General features: G+C 63.9%; 17 protein-coding genes and 1 pseudogene. 12 read left to right on the forward strand and 6 right to left on the reverse strand.

Features of this window, described 5'->3' with window-relative positions; all coding sequences use genetic code 11:
• Positions 1-15 precede the first annotated feature (15 nt).
• The 4 genes and pseudogenes from LJ656_RS06055 to LJ656_RS06070 all read left to right on the forward strand — a co-directional run bounded on the left by LJ656_RS06055 (position 16) and on the right by LJ656_RS06070 (position 4,935).
• Positions 16-273, forward strand: a complete 258-nt coding sequence (locus LJ656_RS06055; RefSeq protein ID WP_075295050.1) for a BTH_I0359 family protein — start codon at positions 16-18, stop codon at positions 271-273.
• A gap of 374 nt (positions 274-647) precedes the next feature.
• Complete coding sequence (locus tag LJ656_RS06060; RefSeq protein ID WP_230508348.1) at positions 648-1,718, forward strand: homocysteine S-methyltransferase family protein; 1,071 nt, start codon at positions 648-650, stop codon at positions 1,716-1,718.
• Between the two features lie 96 nt (positions 1,719-1,814).
• Positions 1,815-4,544: pseudogene (metH, locus tag LJ656_RS06065) on the forward strand (methionine synthase); the annotation flags it as partial.
• A 184-nt stretch (positions 4,545-4,728) separates the two neighbouring features.
• A complete protein-coding gene (locus LJ656_RS06070) occupies positions 4,729-4,935 on the forward strand; it encodes an acid-shock protein (protein WP_230508350.1) in 207 nt (68 codons plus the stop codon).
• A 199-nt stretch (positions 4,936-5,134) separates the two neighbouring features.
• Here the strand turns inward: LJ656_RS06070 and LJ656_RS06075 are convergent, their stop codons facing one another.
• Positions 5,135-5,461, reverse strand: coding sequence for a DUF1840 domain-containing protein (locus LJ656_RS06075; protein ID WP_230508351.1), 327 nt, complete (start codon positions 5,459-5,461; stop codon positions 5,135-5,137).
• Positions 5,462-5,929: 468 nt separating this feature from the next.
• Here LJ656_RS06075 and argS point away from each other — a divergent pair, with 468 nt between their 5' ends.
• The 7 genes from argS to LJ656_RS06110 all read left to right on the forward strand — a co-directional run bounded on the left by argS (position 5,930) and on the right by LJ656_RS06110 (position 14,461).
• Positions 5,930-7,720 carry an arginine--tRNA ligase gene (gene argS / locus LJ656_RS06080; protein ID WP_230508352.1) on the forward strand — a complete coding sequence of 597 codons (1,791 nt, stop codon included), beginning with the start codon at positions 5,930-5,932 and terminating at the stop codon, positions 7,718-7,720.
• A 61-nt stretch (positions 7,721-7,781) separates the two neighbouring features.
• The gene (locus tag LJ656_RS06085) at positions 7,782-8,612 is read left to right on the forward strand and encodes an SPOR domain-containing protein (RefSeq protein WP_230508353.1); all 831 of its coding nucleotides are present in this window, start codon (positions 7,782-7,784) and stop codon (positions 8,610-8,612) included.
• Positions 8,613-8,787: 175 nt separating this feature from the next.
• Complete coding sequence (locus LJ656_RS06090) at positions 8,788-9,426, forward strand: thiol:disulfide interchange protein DsbA/DsbL (RefSeq protein WP_230508354.1); 639 nt, start codon at positions 8,788-8,790, stop codon at positions 9,424-9,426.
• Between the two features lie 15 nt (positions 9,427-9,441).
• On the forward strand, positions 9,442-10,215 hold the full coding sequence (locus LJ656_RS06095; protein WP_230508355.1) for an SDR family oxidoreductase: 774 nt from the start codon (positions 9,442-9,444) through the stop codon (positions 10,213-10,215).
• A 3-nt stretch (positions 10,216-10,218) separates the two neighbouring features.
• Complete coding sequence (locus LJ656_RS06100) at positions 10,219-11,037, forward strand: helical backbone metal receptor (RefSeq protein WP_230508356.1); 819 nt, start codon at positions 10,219-10,221, stop codon at positions 11,035-11,037.
• A gap of 158 nt (positions 11,038-11,195) precedes the next feature.
• Positions 11,196-12,782, forward strand: a complete 1,587-nt coding sequence (locus LJ656_RS06105) for an ABC transporter substrate-binding protein (protein ID WP_230508357.1) — start codon at positions 11,196-11,198, stop codon at positions 12,780-12,782.
• A gap of 278 nt (positions 12,783-13,060) precedes the next feature.
• Positions 13,061-14,461, forward strand: coding sequence for an amidase family protein (locus tag LJ656_RS06110; protein WP_230508358.1), 1,401 nt, complete (start codon positions 13,061-13,063; stop codon positions 14,459-14,461).
• Positions 14,462-14,641: 180 nt separating this feature from the next.
• Here LJ656_RS06110 and LJ656_RS06115 read toward each other — a convergent pair whose 3' ends face one another.
• Positions 14,642-14,938, reverse strand: a complete 297-nt coding sequence (locus LJ656_RS06115) for a hypothetical protein (protein WP_230508359.1) — start codon at positions 14,936-14,938, stop codon at positions 14,642-14,644.
• Between the two features lie 56 nt (positions 14,939-14,994).
• A complete protein-coding gene (locus LJ656_RS06120; RefSeq protein WP_230508360.1) occupies positions 14,995-15,249 on the reverse strand; it encodes a DUF4148 domain-containing protein in 255 nt (84 codons plus the stop codon).
• Between the two features lie 424 nt (positions 15,250-15,673).
• Here LJ656_RS06120 and LJ656_RS06125 point away from each other — a divergent pair, with 424 nt between their 5' ends.
• Positions 15,674-16,528, forward strand: a complete 855-nt coding sequence (locus LJ656_RS06125; protein WP_230508380.1) for a GNAT family N-acetyltransferase — start codon at positions 15,674-15,676, stop codon at positions 16,526-16,528.
• Positions 16,529-16,556: 28 nt separating this feature from the next.
• Here the strand turns inward: LJ656_RS06125 and LJ656_RS06130 are convergent, their stop codons facing one another.
• The 3 genes from LJ656_RS06130 to LJ656_RS06140 form a co-directional block, all read right to left on the reverse strand.
• Positions 16,557-17,150: a hypothetical protein gene (locus LJ656_RS06130; RefSeq protein ID WP_230508361.1), complete on the reverse strand. Its 594-nt coding sequence runs from the start codon at positions 17,148-17,150 to the stop codon at positions 16,557-16,559.
• The gene (locus LJ656_RS06135; RefSeq protein WP_230508362.1) at positions 17,125-17,904 is read right to left on the reverse strand and encodes an ImmA/IrrE family metallo-endopeptidase; all 780 of its coding nucleotides are present in this window, start codon (positions 17,902-17,904) and stop codon (positions 17,125-17,127) included. Before LJ656_RS06135 ends, LJ656_RS06130 begins: the two co-directional genes overlap by 26 nt.
• Positions 17,905-18,072: 168 nt before the next feature.
• On the reverse strand, positions 18,073-18,287 hold a 215-nt coding region (locus LJ656_RS06140), incomplete at its 5' end, for an integrase core domain-containing protein (RefSeq protein WP_230508363.1).

The raw sequence follows: 18,287 nt of genomic DNA on the forward strand, positions 1-18,287 counted from the left end.
ATAAGGAGTGTCGCCATGCAAATGATCTACAACAGCCCCAACTATTGTGTCGTCGAGTTTCCGCCGCAGGAAGGTCAACTGGCCATGCGCTCGGGTGGCTACGAGATCGTCGACAAGAACATGCAGCGCGAAATCTTCATCGACGGTGCAATGGCGGCAAATTTTCGCGAGCATGTGCAGAAGCTGATCGAAGGCGAGCCGACGCTGGATGAGGTCGACGAGTTCCTCGGTCAGTTCGATAGTCTGATGCATCAACCGGTAATTCTGCATTAAGCGCAGGTAGTTCGCAGGTAGCTCGAACTGGCATTCTGGCGACATCGATCGACCGCCCCGCCGGCTCCGCCGGCGGTATTCCGCAAACGGTCGATCACTACAAACGGCCCAGCAGGTTTTTCACTTGCTGGGCCGTTTTTCATTCGGCGCATTCTTCAGCGCGTTAAGATGCAAGCCGCGCACTTGTTTCAAGCGCGGGCCGCCCTTTTCACCCAGATCTCTGCGCACCGCCGGACCAGTCATTTTTACGGCCGATGCGTGTAACGCGTCGCGCCGCCGCCACGCCCCGAATCCCGCCCCAGCCCGGCGGATCCGCCCGTCAGCGGCTACAATGACAGGTTTTCCGCCAACGTCGGCATACGCCCCCGTCCGCCATGACCCAGCCCGCTCAAACCGTCACGCCAGTCCGTCACGACGCCGCCTACACGCGCGGCGCCGCGCTGCCCGCGCTGCTGAACTCGCGCATCCTGATCCTCGACGGCGCGATGGGCACGATGATCCAGCGCTACAAGCTCGACGAAGCCCGCTATCGCGGCGAACGCTTCAAGGATTACGCGCGCGACATCAAGGGCAATAACGAACTGCTGTCGCTCACGCAGCCGCAAATCATCAGTGAAATTCACGAGCAGTATCTGGCGGCCGGCGCCGACATCATCGAAACCAACACGTTCGGCGCAACCACCGTCGCGCAGGCCGACTACGGGATGGAGTCGCTGGCGATCGAGATGAACGTCGAATCGGCGAAGCTCGCGCGCGCCGCGTGTGACAAGTACTCGACGCCGGACAAGCCGCGCTTCGTGGCCGGCGCGATCGGACCGACGCCGAAGACCGCCAGCATTTCGCCCGACGTCAACGATCCGGGCGCGCGCAACGTGACCTTCGACGAACTGCGCACCGCCTACTACGAGCAGGCGAAGGCGCTGCTCGACGGCGGCGCCGATCTGTTCCTCGTCGAAACGATCTTCGATACGCTGAACGCCAAGGCCGCGCTGTTCGCGCTCGACGAACTGTTCGAAGACACCGGCGAGCGTCTGCCGATCATGATCTCGGGCACCGTCACCGACGCATCGGGCCGCATCCTGTCGGGCCAGACCGTCGAAGCGTTCTGGAACTCGCTGCGCCACGCGAAGCCGCTCACGTTCGGCCTGAACTGCGCGCTCGGCGCGGCGCTGATGCGCCCGTACGTCGCCGAACTGGCGAAGCTGTGCGACACCTACGTGTCGTGCTACCCGAACGCCGGCCTGCCCAATCCGATGAGCGACACCGGCTTCGACGAACTGCCCGCCGACACCTCCGGCCTGCTGAAGGAATTCGCCGAAGCGGGTCTGGTGAACATCGCCGGCGGCTGCTGCGGCACCACGCCCGAGCACATCGCCGCAATCGCGAAAGCGCTCGCCGAGCTCAAGCCGCGCAAGTGGCCGAGCCAGTATCGCGACGCCGCCTGAGCGCGGCCATCGCCGCTCGGCCCAACGCCACGCACGCACGTCACGCAGCTCACGCCCGCCCGCGCACCTCGCACCCTTTAACGCACGCACCCGACTCGCACTCACGCCATGACCGATCACACCATGCGCCTTGCCGGCCTCGAGCCGTTCAACGTCACGCCCGGGACGCTTTTCATCAACGTCGGCGAACGCACCAACGTGACCGGCTCGAAAGCGTTCGCGCGAATGATCCTGAACAATCAGTTCGACGAAGCATTGGCGGTCGCGCGCCAGCAGGTCGAAAACGGCGCGCAGGTGATCGACATCAACATGGACGAGGCGATGCTCGATTCGAAGGCGGCAATGGTCCGCTTCATGAATCTGATCGCATCGGAGCCGGACATCGCGCGCGTGCCGATCATGATCGACTCGTCGAAGTGGGAAGTGATCGAGGCGGGTCTGAAGTGCGTGCAAGGAAAGGCGATCGTCAACTCGATCTCGCTGAAGGAAGGCAAGGAAGCGTTCGTGCATCATGCGAAGCTTATCCGCCGCTATGGCGCGGCCGCCGTCGTGATGGCCTTCGACGAGCAGGGCCAGGCCGACACCTTCGCGCGCAAGACGGAAATCTGCAAACGCTCGTATGACGTACTGGTGGGCGAAGTGGGCTTTCCGCCCGAAGACATCATCTTCGATCCGAACATCTTCGCGATCGCGACCGGCATCGAGGAACACAACAACTACGCGGTCGACTTCATCGAAGCGACCCGCTGGATCAAGCAGAATCTGCCCTACGCGAAGGTGAGCGGCGGCGTGTCGAACGTGTCGTTCTCGTTCCGCGGCAACGACCCGGTGCGCGAGGCGATCCACACGGTGTTCCTCTATCACGCGATTCAGGCGGGGATGGACATGGGCATCGTCAACGCGGGCCAGCTCGGCGTGTATGCGGACCTCGATACCGAGTTGCGCGAGCGCGTCGAAGACGTCGTGCTGAACCGTCGCGACGACGGCACCGACCGGCTGCTCGAAATCGCCGACAAGTTCAAGACCGGCGCCGCGAAGAAGGAAGAGAACCTCGAGTGGCGCAACCAGCCGGTCGAAAAGCGTCTCGCGCACGCGCTCGTGCACGGCATCACGAACTTCATCGTCGAAGACACCGAGGAAGTGCGCGCGAAGATCGCCGCCGCCGGCGGCCGCCCGATCAACGTGATCGAAGGCCCGCTGATGGACGGCATGAACATCGTCGGCGACCTGTTCGGGCAGGGCAAGATGTTCCTGCCGCAGGTCGTGAAATCGGCGCGCGTGATGAAGCAGGCGGTCGCGCATCTGATCCCGTTCATCGAGGAAGAAAAGCGCCAGCTCGCGGCCGCCGGCGGCGACGTGCGCGCGAAGGGCAAGATCGTCATCGCGACCGTGAAGGGCGACGTGCACGACATCGGCAAGAACATCGTGTCGGTGGTGCTCCAGTGCAATAACTTCGAAGTGGTCAACATGGGCGTGATGGTCCCGTGCAGCGAGATCCTCGCGAAGGCGAAGGTCGAAGGCGCGGACATCATCGGGCTGTCGGGGCTGATCACGCCGAGCCTCGAAGAAATGGCCTACGTCGCGTCGGAAATGCAGCGCGACGACTACTTCCGCGTGAAGAAGATTCCGCTGCTGATCGGCGGCGCGACCACCTCGCGCGTGCACACCGCGGTGAAGATCGCGCCGCACTACGAAGGCCCGGTGGTCTACGTGCCGGACGCGTCGCGTTCGGTGTCGGTAGCGTCGAACCTGCTGTCGGACGAAGGTGCGGCCAAATACATCGACGAACTGAATACCGATTACGCGCGCATCCGCGACCAGCACGCGAACAAGAAAGCGCAGCCGATGGTCACGCTCGCCGAGGCGCGCGCGAATAAAACGAAGATCGACTGGGCCAGCTACCAGCCGGTCAAGCCGAAGTTCATCGGCCGCCGGGTGTTCAAGAACTTCGATCTGAACGAGCTCGCGAACTATATGGACTGGGGCCCGTTCTTCCAGACCTGGGATCTCGCCGGCCCGTACCCGGCGATCCTGAACGACGAGATCGTCGGCGAATCGGCGCGCCGGGTGTTTTCGGACGGCAAGTCGATGCTCGCGCGCCTGATCCAGGGCCGCTGGCTGCAGGCCAACGGCGTGATCGCGCTGCTGCCGGCGAACACGGTCAACGACGACGACATCGAAATCTACACCGACGAATCGCGCACCGAAGTCGCGATGACGTGGCGCAATCTGCGCCAGCAGAGCGTGCGGCCAGTGGTCGACGGCGTGATGCGGCCGAACCGCTCGCTGGCCGACTTCATCGCGCCGAAGGATTCGGGCGTGGCCGACTACATCGGCATGTTCGCGGTGACCGCGGGCCTGGGCGTCGACGTGAAGGAACGCCAGTTCGAGAAAGACAACGACGACTACAGCGCGATCATGCTGAAGGCGCTCGCGGACCGCCTCGCCGAAGCGTTCGCCGAGGCGATGCACGCGCGCGTGCGACGCGACCTGTGGGGCTACGCGACCAGCGAAACGCTGTCGAACGACGAACTGATCGCGGAAAAATACCGCGGCATCCGTCCGGCACCCGGCTATCCGGCCTGCCCGGATCACCTCGTGAAGCGCGACATGTTCGACGTGCTGCAAGCAAACGAGATCGGCATGAGCGTGACCGAATCGCTGGCGATGCTGCCGGCGGCCAGCGTGTCGGGCTTCTATCTCGCGCATCCGGACAGCACCTACTTCTCGGTCGGCAAGATCGGCGCGGACCAGCTCGAGAGCTACGCGCAGCGGATGGCGCTGTCGAACGCCGACGCGCAGCGCGCGCTCGCGCCGTTGTTGTAAGCGGCGGCTTAGGCGACCGCTTAGGGACGGCTCACGGGCGGCGCCCACTATATCGGTCCCGAAACAGTGAAAATTTGCTGCCACGGTAATTTCGGCTTTGTAGACTGAGTCCGCTTTCATCCTGCCAGGCGCGGGCACAGCGCGCCGGCTCACCGAACTGCAACCGTCACCGGAGAAAAATCGTATGAAAAAGCTGACGCTGTTACTCACTGCTGTTTCGCTGGCCGCGGGCGCTTCCGTGGCGCTCGCGCAACCGGCCGCGCCGGGCGCGTCGAGCGAGGTCAGTTCGTACTCGCCGCCGACCGAAAAGCATGTGAAAAAGCCGAAGAAACACAAAACGAAGAAAGGCGAGACCGCGCCGGCCGCTGCCCCTGAAGCCGCGAGTCAATAAACGGCGTCACCGTTTGCGCACCTTGAACGTCAAAGAGCCCGCGTCAAGCGGGCTCTTTTTTTGTTGCGGCGAATCGGTAGACGATTGGCGCATGGAGGCCGCGCCGCCGGTCCGGGCCGAACCGCCACGACGGGCCGTCATCGCCATACGCGCGCCACAGCCGCCCGACCTTACCGTTCAGCCAGCGCGGCGCTCCCGATCACAGCCCCCAGACGATATCCGAGTTTTCCTTCTGCGCCGCGCGCAACATATCGAGGAACGGATACGCGCGCTGCGCGAGGCCGGGCGGGATTTCATGATGTTCATGACCGTCTTCGCCTTCGTGGAAATGGCCGTCGTGCTCCGCGCGCTCGCGCTTGTCCAGGGTGATCGCTGCTTCGAGCTTCCCGATTGCGGGACCCAGTTCCTCGGGGGTGATCACGCCCCTCTGCCCAAGGCGTTTGCCGATAATGCCGAGCAGATGCTGCGCCAGATTGTCGAGCATCATCACGTCCGCGCAGGCGTGGCATTTGAAAGTAATCAGCATGACCGTTCCTTTTCGTTATGTCGGGTTGATGCACGAGCGACCCGCGGGCGGCCTCGAAGGTGACCTGAACGCGCCTGACACGACACCGTGCGGGCACGGCGGACGAGACCACTGGCGGGCATCTCATTGAACATATTAGCACCTGCTAAAATCCGTCTGAACGGAAAGCGCGCCGCCAGACGCCGCGTGCAGCAAGGCGCGACGAGCGACAAGCAAGCGTGCGAAGCAGGTGGTTAAAGCCTGCCTCGCAACTCGCGTGCCGCGCGAGCCGCGGGCCACCGGCCCGCGTCGCGGCAAGCAGGCAGGCGCCGCTGACCAGCTCGCCGCGGCGGCAACGGGCGGGGCCACGCTGCCGCCGGGCCCACGCCGCCGCAACGCTCGCCGCCGCCCGCCGCAACGCTGCCGACACCGGCCGCGGCCGGCGCCACTTCCGCCTTACCGGATCGCCTCACTGGACTCGCAACAAGCATGCTGCCCGCACACAAACACACACTCGAAACACTGCTCGCCGCGACGGTGAAGCAGGTCGCGCTCGCCACTCAGGGCGCCACCGAAGCCGCTTTCGTCTCTCCCACCATCACGCTCGAGCGCCCTAAAGTCGCCGCCCACGGCGACGTCGCTTGCAACGTGGCGATGCAGCTCGCCAAGCCGCTGCGCGCGAATCCGCGCCAGCTCGCGCAACAGATCGTCGATGCGCTGCTCGCGCAGCCCGAGGCCAAAGGCCTGATCGACGCCGCCGAAGTCGCGGGTCCGGGCTTCATCAACCTGCGCCTGAGCGCGGCGGCCAAGCAGGCCGTCGTCAGCGCGGTGTTCGCCGAAGGCGCCGCTTATGGCCGCTCGCAACGCGACGCCGGCAAGCACGTGCTGGTCGAATTCGTGTCGGCCAACCCGACCGGTCCGCTGCACGTCGGTCACGGCCGCCAGGCCGCGCTCGGCGATGCGCTGTCGAACGTGCTCGCATCGCAGGGTTGGGACGTGCACCGCGAGTTCTACTACAACGACGCCGGTGTGCAGATCCAGACGCTCGCGCTGTCCACGCAAGCACGCGCGCGCGGCCTCGCCCCCGGGGACGCGGGCTGGCCCGCGTCGGCCTATAACGGCGACTACATCGCCGACATCGCGCACGACTACATGAACGGCGTGACGGTCGAAGCAAGCGACGGCGCACCGGTCACCGGCGCGCGCGACGTCGAAGACCTCGAAGCGATCCGCCGTTTCGCGGTCACCTATCTGCGCCGCGAGCAGGACATGGACCTGCAGGCGTTCGGCGTGAAGTTCGACCGCTACTATCTGGAATCGTCGCTGTACACGGAAGGCCGGGTCGAGAAGACCGTGCAGGCGCTCATCGACGCCGGCAAGACCTACGAGCAGGAAGGCGCGCTATGGCTGCGCACCACCGACGACGGCGACGACAAAGACCGCGTGATGCGCAAGACCGACGGCACGTACACGTACTTCGTGCCAGACGTCGCCTACCACGTCGCCAAGTGGGAACGCGGCTTCACCAAGGTCATCAACGTGCAGGGCTCGGACCACCACGGCACGATCGCGCGCGTGCGCGCCGGCTTGCAGGGTCTGGGCATCGGCATTCCGAAGGGCTACCCCGACTACATCCTGCACAAGATGGTCACCGTGATGCGCAACGGCGAAGAGGTGAAAATCTCGAAGCGCGCCGGCAGCTACGTGACCGTGCGCGACCTGATCGAATGGTCGGGCGGCGCGACGCCGGGCACCGAAGCGGCCGTCGATCTGATCGACGAGGAAACCATCCGCCGCGGCCGCGACGCGGTGCGCTTCTTCCTGATCTCGCGCAAGGCCGACACGGAATTCGTGTTCGACATCGACCTCGCGCTGAAGCAGAACGACGAGAACCCGGTCCACTACGTGCAGTACGCGCACGCGCGGATCTGCTCGGTGATCGCCGAGTGCAACACGCGCTACGGCTTCGACGAAAGCACGCTGGCCGGCATCGACCTCGCGCCGCTCACGAGCGAACGTGCAATGGCGCTGCTCAACAAGCTCGCCGAGTTCCCCGACATGCTGCAGCACGCGGCCGACGAACTCGCGCCGCACGCGGTCGCGTTCTATCTGCGCGACCTCGCCGGTGAATTCCACTCGTTTTACAATGACAGAGCCGAGCGCGTGCTGGTCGACGATGCGGCTGAACGCAACGCGCGCGTCGCACTCCTCGCGGCCACCCGCCAGGTGCTGGCCAACGGTCTGGCGACGATCGGCGTCTCCGCTCCCGTCAAGATGTAACTCTCCCGGCGTAACATGCACGCGGCCGTCGTTATAATCGACGGCCGTTCCTGGATTCTTTTTGCAGGTGATTCGAACGATGGCAAAACCACGCCGCACAACAAAGCAATCGAAGCAAACCGGGGGTACTTTTCTCGGTATCGTGCTGGGCCTGATCGTCGGTCTGGCAATCGCGGTAGTCGTGGCGTTGTACATCACCCGTGCACCTACGCCGTTCGTGTCGAAGGTCGCGCCGCCCGCGGCCCAGGAGAACGGCGCAAGCCAGCCGCAGTACGATCCGAACCGGCCGCTGCAAGGCAAGACGCCGGGCCAGCCGGTGCCGCAGGCCGCGCAACCCGCGCCGCCGAACACCGCGCCGGGTCAGACCAACGCGCAGACCCAGTCGGGCATGCTCGAAGAGCCGCAGATCGTCGAAGTGCCGCCGACCATCGGCAACCCGAACGGCACCGCGGTCGCGCCGAAGCCCGCGCAGGATAACAACGCCCTCGCCAACAATGCGCCGGCTCCCGCTCCGGCGAAGAAGCCGCAAACCTCGAGCGCGCCGGCCGCCACCACCGCGGGCTCCGCGCCGAAGACCGGCAGCGCGCCGGCCACCACCGCCAACAACGCCGCGAAGCCGGGTTCGGCCGCCGCGCCGGCGCCGGGCGACGCGAACACCGGCTACTTCCTGCAGGTGGGCGCCTACAAGACCGCCGCCGACGCCGAACAGCAACGCGCGCGTCTGGCGTTCCAGGGCTTCGAGTCGAAGGTCACGCAGCGCGACGCGGGCGGGGTCACGTACTACCGCGTGCGGATCGGCCCGTTCTCGAAGTTCGAGGACATGAATTCGAGCCGCCAGCGTCTGTCTGACGCTGGGGTCGACACCGCGGTGATCCGCTTCACCAAACAATAAATAAACGGTAATGCCGGCTTGCGCGGCGCGCTGAACCATCGGCGCGCCGCGCGAGTCACAAGCACGATGGCCGCCTCGCCCCGCTTTGCGTGCCGAAGCGGCCACCCGAATCCGACACGCGGTGACGGACATTCGCGTGGCTTCACCGCATCACGCTTATCTGGATCTACACAACATGAAAAAGCTGCTGAGCATCCTGTTTCTCTCGCTGGGCCTGATCGCGGCCTCGGCGCACGCGTCGCCGCAGGCGCCGGTCGCCGGCAAGGACTTCACCGTGCTGGCCACGCCGCAACCCACCGACGTGCCGGCCGGCAAGATCGAAGTCATCGAATTCTTCTGGTACGGCTGCCCGCACTGCAATGAATTCAACCCGTTCCTCGAAGCATGGGTGAAGAAGCAGGGTCCGGACGTCGTGTTCCGCCGCGTGCCGGTGGCTTTCCGCGACGACTTCATCCCGCATTCGAAGATGTTCCATGCACTCGACGCGCTCGGCGTCGTCAACGAACTCACGCCGAAGATCTTCAACGAAATCCACGTCAACAAGAACTACCTGCTGACGCCGGAAGACCAGGCCAAATTCCTCGCGAAGTTCGGCGTCGATCCGAAGAAGTACATGGAGGCGTACAACTCGTTCTCGACGCAAAGCGCGCTGCAGAAGGACAAGAAGCTGCTCGACGGCTTCAAGATCGAAGGCGTGCCGACCATTGCGGTGCAGGGCAAGTTTGAAACCGGCCCGGCCGCGACCAACAGCCTGCCCGGCACGATCCAGGTGCTCGACTACCTCGTCTCGCAGGTTCGCGCGAAGAAGATGTAATTACGAGGCGCCGGTATGACCTCTCCCCTGAAGGTATTCATTACCGGCGCTTCGAGTGGCATTGGCCTCGCGCTCGCCGGCGAATATGCACGGCGCGGCGCGATTCTCGGCCTCGTCGCCCGTCGCGGCGATGCGCTTGCCGCGTTCCAGCAGTCCCATCCCCAGAACACCGTCTCGATCTATGCGGTCGACGTGCGCGACGCGGAAGCGCTCGCCGAAGCGGCCGCGCGCTTCATCGCCGAACACGGCTTGCCCGACATCGTGATCGCCAATGCCGGGATCAGTCGCGGCGCGCTGACCGGCCACGGCGATCTGCGCACGTTCCGCGAAGTGATGGACATCAATTACTTCGGCATGGTCGCAACGTTCGAGCCGTTCGCCGCCGCGATGGCCGCCGAGCGGCGCGGCACGCTGGTCGGCATCGCGAGCGTCGCGGGCGTGCGCGGGCTGCCGGGCTCCGGTGCGTACAGCGCGTCGAAGTCGGCGGCGCTCAAGTATCTGGAGGCGTTGCGGGTCGAAATGCGACCGCAGGGCGTCGGCGTCGTCACGATCGCGCCCGGCTATATCCGCACGCCGATGACCGAGCACAACCCGTACAGCATGCCGTTCCTGATGGACGCGGATCGCTTCGCCGGGAAGGTCGCCGGGGCGGTCGAGCGGCAAACTTCGTTCGCGGTGTTCCCGTGGCAGATGCGGGTCGCGGCGATGCTGCTGCACGTGTTGCCGCGCTGGCTCTATGACCGCGTGTTCGAACGCGCGCCGCGCAAGCCACGCGCCGTCACCGAGTAAAACATGTCCACCCGTGCGGTCGATGCAGCCGGCGTCGCGCACGAACCAGCGGGCGGCGCCGCGCGCATCGTGTCGCTGGTGCCGAGCATCACCGAAACGCTGTTCGCGCTCGGCCTCGACCGGCACATCGTCGGGCGCACCGGCTTTTGCGTGCATCCGCGCGACAAGGTGCAAGCGATCCGCAAGGTCGGCGGCACCAAGGCCGTCAAGCTCGACGCGATCCGCGCGCTGCGCCCCACTCATCTGCTCGTCAATATCGACGAAAACGAACGCGACACCGTCGAGCAATTGCGCGCGTTCGTTCCGCATATCGTCGTCACCCATCCGCAATCGCCGCGCGAGAACCTCGCGCTCTACGCGCTGCTCGGCGCGATCTTCGGGCGCGAGCGCGAAGCGCAGCGCCTCGCCGATGCGCTCGAACTACGCCTGCACGAAGCCGCCGCCCGCCACTTTGCCGCGCAGAACGTGCTGTACCTGATCTGGCGCGAACCGTGGATGAGCGTCGCGCGCGACACCTACATCGCCGCGATGCTGGATCTGGTGAACTGGCACACGCTGCCCGACGTGCGCGGCGGCCTGAAGGGCGCGGCCCGCTACCCGGTGCTCGACTTCGACGCCGCGCCGTGGCTCGCGCAGGTCGACCGGGTGCTGCTGTCGAGCGAGCCGTATCGCTTCACGGCCGCGCATCGCGATGCGCTCGCGCGCGATCCACGCATGGCCGGCAAGTGGATCGAGCTGATCGACGGCGAGATGACGTCGTGGTACGGCGTGCGTGCGATCGACGGCATCGACTATCTGCTGCGGCTCGCGGCGGCGGCCTGAAGGTCCGCGGCACCCCCGCCGCTACCCGCCCGCCATATGGATATGTGGATTAAATTGTTGTCGCCATAATCCCCCTTCGATAAGCTTTCGCGAAGGCGCGCCGCCGCCCAAAACACAACCAGACGCACAGCCTGACCGCGCTCGTCACCGGAGATCCTATGCGCTTCAAACTGCTCGCAGCCGCCATCCTGTTTACAGCGCCCGCGCTGGCGCTCGCCAAACCGCTCACCGTCTGTACCGAATCGAGCCCCGACGGCTTCGACGTCGTGCAGTTCAACTCGCTGGTGACGACCAATGCGTCGGCCGACGTGATCTTCAACTCGCTGGTGTCGTTCGACGAAGCGCAGAAGAAGGTCGTGCCAGCGCTCGCCGACAAGTGGGAAGTGAGCGCCGACGGCCTCACCTACACGTTCCATCTGCGCCCGAACGTGCAGTTCCAGAGCACCGACTACTTCAAGCCGAGCCGCGCGCTGAACGCCGACGACGTGATCTTCACGTTCGACCGGATGCTCAACGAGAATAATCCGTGGCACAAGGTGGCGGGCGCGAGCGGCTTCCCGCATGCGCAATCGATGGGGCTGCCGAAGCTGATCAAGTCGATCACCAAGGTCGACGAGAACACCGTCAAGTTCGAACTGAACGAGCCGAACGCGACCTTCGTGTCGATCCTGACGATGGGCTTCGCGTCGATCTACTCGGCCGAATACGCGGACCAGTTGCTGAAGGCCGGCAAGCAGGTCGACCTGAACGCGAAGCCGATCGGCACCGGCCCGTTCGTGCTGAAGAGCTATACGAAAGACGCGGTGATCCGCTACGACGCGAACCCCGGCTACTGGGGCAGCAAGCCGAAGATCGAGCGCCTGATCTACGCGATCACGCCGGACGCGACCGTGCGCGCGCAGAAGGTGAAGGCCGGCGAATGCCAGATCGCGCTGTCGCCGAAGCCGCAGGATCTCGCCGACGCGAAGAAGGACAAGTCGCTCGCGATCGTGCAGACGCCCGCGTTCATGACCGCGTTCGTCGCCTTGAACACGCAGCAAAAGCCGCTCGACAACCAGAAGGTGCGCGCCGCGCTGAACATGGCGTTCGACCGCACCGCATATCTGAAGGCCGTCTTCGACAACACCGCGACGCCAGCGGTCAATCCGTTCCCGCCCAATACTTGGAGCTACAACCACTCGATCAAGGGCTGGCCGTACGACCCGGCCAAGGCAAAGGCACTGCTCGCGCAAGCGGGCTTCCCGAACGGCTTCTCGACGACGATCTGGGTGCGTCCGAACGGCAGCGTGCTGAACCCGAGTCCGAAGGTCGGCGCGGAAATGCTGCAGGCGGACTTCGCGAAGATCGGCGTGAAGGCCGACGTGAAGGTGATCGAATGGGGCGAGCTGATCAAGCAGGCGAAGCAGGGCCAGCATGACACGCTGTTCATGGGCTGGGCCGGCGACAACGGCGATCCGGACAACTATCTGTCGCCGCTGTTCAGCTGCAACGCGGTGAAGTCGGGGATCAACTTCGCGCGCTTCTGCGACCAGGATCTCGACAAACTGATCGCCGACGGCAGAGCGACCTCGGATATCGCGAAGCGCACGAAGGCGTATGAAGCCGCGCAGCAGATCATCCACGACGAGGCGCTGTGGATTCCGCTCGGCTATCCGACCGCCGCGGCAATTACGCGTACCGACGTGAGCGGGTACCACGTGAGTCCGTTCGGACGACAAAACTTCGGCACGGTCGCGGTGCAATAAGTTTGCGTCGCGCGTGAAGGCGTAAAGAGCCGGCCCCGAAGGTCGGCTCTTTTTATTTGGCGAATGATTTCTTCGTGATTCTGTTTCTGGCGGTTCTGTTCTTTGCGGTTCTTTTCGCCGCGCGCTTTGTGTCTCCAACGTATCCGCAGCGAGTCCGGAAAAACTGGCTTACATTTCACAGGCCGGCGGACATACGTTAGATACATTGGACCGTTCAAATTGACACCCGCCAGTCTGCTCGCGGCGACGCGAGCGCAGCAATGCTAACCGGAGGGAACATGAGTGAACTATGGCGTTTATCAGCGACCGAGCTTGCCGCGCGGATCAAAAGCCGCGACGTGTCCGCGCGTGAGGCCGCGCAGTCCGCGCTCGCGCGTCTCGATGCGGTGAATCCGGCGATCAATGCGATCGTCGAACATCGTCCCGAGGCAGTGCTTGAACAGGCGGATCGCATCGACCGCGCTATTGCGCGCGGCGAAGACCCCGGCCCGCTCGCCGGGGTGCCGGTCACCGTCAAGATCAATGTCGATCAGGCCGGCTTCGCGACGACCAACGGCACCCGTCTACAAGAAAAGCTGATCGCGCAGTTCAACAGCCCCGCCGTCGACAACCTGCAAAAAGCGGGTGCAATCCTGCTCGGCCGCAGCAATTCGTCGGCCTTCGCGCTGCGCTGGTTCACGTCGAATCTCGTCCACGGCCGCACCGTAAATCCGCGCAATCCGAAGTTGACACCCGGCGGCTCGTCGGGCGGCGCGGCGGCGGCGGTCGCCGCCGGGATCGGCCAGCTCGCGTTGGGTACCGATATCGGCGGCTCGGTCCGCTACCCCGCGTACGCGTGCGGCGTGCACGGATTGCGGCCGACGCTCGGCCGCGTGCCCGCGTTCAACGCGTCGTCCCCCGAGCGGGCGATCGGCGCGCAACTGATGTCGGCCGCCGGCCCGATCGCGCGCACGATCGCGGATCTTCGCGTGGGACTGCTTGCATTGTCCGCGCCGGACCTGCGCGATCCCTGGTATGTGCCGCTGCCGCTCGAAGGGCGCGCGGTGCCGTTGCGCGCCGCGCTGTGTCTGCGGCCCGGCGGCTTGCGGATCGCGCCGGAAGTCGAACACGCGCTGCGCGATGCGGCGGAGCGGCTGGTCGATGCCGGCTGGAGCGTCGAGGAGATCGACGACACGCCGTCGTTGCGCGAAGCCGAGCAGTTGCAGGAGCGCTTGTGGCTCGGCGACGGCTTCGACGCGCTGGTCGACTCGGTGACCCGCGACGGCGATCCGGCGGCGCTGGCCGTCGTCAGCGCGGCGCGCCGCAAGGTTCAGGACTTGCCCGCCGATGTGATCAGCCAGTCGTTAGTACGTCGTACTACATTGACGCGCCAGTGGCGCCTGTTTCTCGATCAGTACGCGGTCGTGTTGATGCCCGTCTCCGCCGAACTGCCGTTTCCCGACGATCTCGACCAGCAAGGCCTCGACGGCTTCGACCGCGTGTGGGAAGCACAACTGACGATGCGCGCTCTGCCGGCGATGGGTCTGCCCGGGCTCGCGGTGACGACGCAACTCATCGACGGGGTGCCGGTCGGCGTGCAGATCGTCGCCGCGCACTATCGCGAAGATCTTTGCCTGCTGGCCGGCGAGGCGATCGAGGCACGCGGAGTGCCGAAGTCGCCGGTCGATCCGCGGGTTTGATTGTCACCGCTCAGTTCCCGTCGGGCGCTTGCGTCGAGATTGAGATGACAGCGGAAGTCGCTGTGCAGAAATCGTTATGTTGGCTCGCAGGCTGCGAAGCCGCGCACTGATCGGTGCGCGGCTTCTATCACGGTTGTGTAAAGAGCGGGCGAGTTGCGACAACACAATCGCGACAGCGCTTTAGTGATGCGCGTAAGGCGAGATCGACGCCACCTCTGCCGCGCTTACGGCACGCGCGCCCGATTGTGAATTGCCCTGTTGCGCGCCGCCGTACGACTGCTGGCTGAGTTCGCCGTCCGCCACCCGGCCGCCCTGCTCGGCGCTCACGGTCAACGCGCTCTGCCCGCGTTGCGATGCCGGCGCGCCGACGATCGGGTTGTAATGCGGCGCGGGCCCATAACCGCCGCTGGCGAATGCGGGAGCCGCGACTGCGGCGCTGGCCGAAAGAACCGCGGCAACGAAAAGATGCTTGATCATGGCAAACCTCGATAGTGATTGAGACGAAAGTATTCGGATCGTTCGATCGGCAATGCTTAGCTACCCTGATAGAGCTTGCTGAGCGCGGCGAGCTGGCCGTCGGTTCTGGCTCGCGCCAGTTCCTGGCGAACCTCGGCACGCGTCTTCGCTTGCGGCGCGCTTTGCGGCGGCGTCCATTGCGCTTCTGCCTGCACGCCGGCGGTGGTTGCTTGGGGGTCGGCTGCGTTGGTCGCATTGTTAGCCGCATAAGCGGAGCTGGCGGTTGCGCACGCAGCAAAGGCCAAGGTCAAAGCGATCATCGGGACTTTCATGTCGTTCTCCTGAATCAGGTCGGATGGGAAAATCCGCCGGGCGTCCGAAGCGCGCGGCAGACCTGCGGGGTCTGCGTCACTGCGTTGTTCGGCATCCGTCGTTGGAGCTATTAGACCCAGCCGAGGTATCTGGCTTGTGTCGGGCGGGGGGCACAATTGCAAGGCTGTGTGTCGGTGGGCGAGCCGTACACATTGAGATACAACGCCGAGGGGTTTCCCGCTGCTTCGGAAAACCCGGGTGCGATTCGCGCAGGTGTTATGGAGTCCTTCCACCGTCGCAACGCCGTCGCGGCAGCCGGCTCTAACGCTGTTTAGAAGGGGCCGCGAAAGTTCTGGCGTCGAACTTTCGGTGAACTATTCTTTGGTGAAGCTAACGCGCCGCCACAGCGGCAACAGGACCATCGGAATGAACGCGCACACCGGCATGGATGCCGAACTGGCCCGGCACTACATCGTCCGCACGATGACGGCCGCCGAAGTCCCGCTCGCGATCGAATGGGCAGCAAACGAAGGCTGGAATCCGGGCCGCGATGACGCGCGTTGTTTTCGCGCCGCCGATCCCGGCGGCTTTTTCGTCGGCGAGTTGCACGGTGAGCCGGTCGCGTCGATTTCCGCTGTCGCCTACGACGCGCATTTCGGCTTTATCGGTTTGTATATCGTCAGACCGGAGTTTCGCGGCAAAGGACTGGGGCTGCGGCTCTGGCAGCACGCGATGGATTATCTGGGCGGGCGCAACGTCGGTCTGGATGGTGTTGTCGCGCAGCAGGCGAACTATCGGAAGTCGGGGTTCCAGCTCGCGCATCGGAATATTCGCTTTCAAGGTGTTGCACACGGCGCCCCGGCGAGCGCGGCAATCACGGATTTATCCACGGTACCGTTCGACCAGTTGGCCGCTTATGACCGGCGTTGGTTTCCCGCAGCGCGCGCAGATTTTTTGAAAGCATGGATCGCGCAACCCGACGTGATTGCGCTCGCGTCGATACGCGATGGCTTGATAGGCGGCTATGGCGTGCTGCGCGCGTGTCGTCAGGGGCGCAAGATCGGCCCGCTGTTCGCCGACGATGCGCTCACCGCCGAGGAGCTATTCGATGCGCTGCTCAGCCGATGCGCTGATGAAACAGTGTCGATCGACGTGCCTGAGAGCAACGCCGCAGCGATTGCGATGGCCGAACGGCACGGCATGTCGATCAGCTTCGAAACTGCGCGGATGTACACGCATGCGCCGCCGGATATTTCGATGGCGCGTGTGTTTGGGATTACGTCGTTTGAGCTCGGTTGAGGGGGCGCCGGATGCGCGAAAGCAATTCCTATTGATGCGAGGCGTTGTCCTCTACGGTCTTAGGATCGAAGGCAACATGCGCGAGGCAGTCCGGGTTGCGCTCGACAAACCCAAAGGAAAGCTTTCCCCACTCCAGGAATGCTGAAAAGCCCACAGCCTCATCAAGCGATTGTCCTTTGGGATATTCCGTAACAGTTAGGTCTGGATAATGCGCCCGGACAGTCTTAAGGGTAATACAGGTGCCGCCCAACTCGTCCAGTACGAGAAAGCCCGGGTGTCCAAACTTGTAGCGGATACGTAAATCCACTTTACCAACGACCACGCCATCCGACAGTTTCACTGGGCCACCGACGTAGAACTGTGAAGCAGCATTGCGAAATGGATTCTTGCTAGTGTCTTTTACTGCGACACGGGTAACTAGCACCCGCTCCACTTTTGCCTTAGTTAGCGGAATGTTCTGCACCACCGCGTCGATGGTCTGCCACAATGTCATATCCGATTGCGTGATCATTGGATCCTTTCCATGTTGTACGACCGCAAAGCTGGATATGGCAGGCGCCCCCGCCAAGCCAAATACGGCCAATGTGCTGATCAGATTATTTCGACGCGTACGTCTCGTCATACCAGTCTCCATAGTAATCCGCGTATGTCTGACCGGTGTTCGACGTAACCTCGTTACCGAATGTAGTTGCAATCAGTTCCCGGCAAGCGGCCACATCACCATCTTGCAAAAACTTGTCGTAGGCTGCGTTGTAAGCGCGGCTCATCGAACCACCGACACCGATATCCGAACCTTGATTGGCAAGGATTTCGCGCTGCGTGCGAAGGGTGTTCATCGTCGCCGCAGCCTCGTCTTCAAGCCTGGTCTTCAAGTACGCCACTTTCGATGAAGTGTCCTCCTTGTACGGATGCATCGCATGCCCCACCTCGTGAGCTAGAACTTGCACATATCTCTCGGGTTGATGCTGAAGGCTGCTGTCCAGAATGATGAATTTCCGGTACCGATTCACAAAGGAACCTTTGCCAGCCTCCCCGTATTTGACCTCCCAATCTCCCTCTCCCAAAGTTTTTAAATCGGCCACCAACGCCGGAGAGTAGCCGACAAGCAAAGCAACATCCTCCCCCACCTCCTTCTCAAAAAACTCCACCACAGGCGCAGGCGCCATGGGCCTGCGTAGTTTCTCAGTAACAGTCCGCTCTTCAGCGCCTGCCGGCGTCCGCATTGCCACTACTCCTGCGTACGGCCCAGGCCGGCGCTGTTTGTTCGCCCGCTCCTCTTGGATAATCCGCTTCACCTGCGAGCTCGGCGGCACGTAGATCAGGGTGCGACGCACGAGCGCCCGATATATCTCCCGCGCCACTTCGTGGTCGTTCATCTGGTAGAGCGGTCGATTCCTGGATGCGAGACCCGAGAGCACGCCTCGCAAGCGATAAATCCCCATGCGGTCCGAGGTCCATGAGTTCGGATCGGCTCTGCTCACAAATTTCTCATGCAGGTCTCCCAAAGTGGAGTTGACCCTGTAACTCAGGACACTCGGACACCGTTAAGTTGATGATGCAGCGGTTCGGCGGAACTCCCGGGGGGAACGGTACTTCAGTGCCTTATGCGGGTGCCGTTCGTTGTAATGTTCAAAGGCGCCGGCCAGATGCGAGAGCGCTGTTGGCACATCGGGCTTGTGCATAAAGGCAATGTAATCGTGCTTGATTGTCTTCACGAACGATTCGGCCATGCCGTTACTCTGCGGCGAACGAACGGGTG

Source organism: Paraburkholderia sejongensis, assembly GCF_020880815.1.
GTDB lineage: Bacteria > Pseudomonadota > Gammaproteobacteria > Burkholderiales > Burkholderiaceae > Paraburkholderia > Paraburkholderia sejongensis.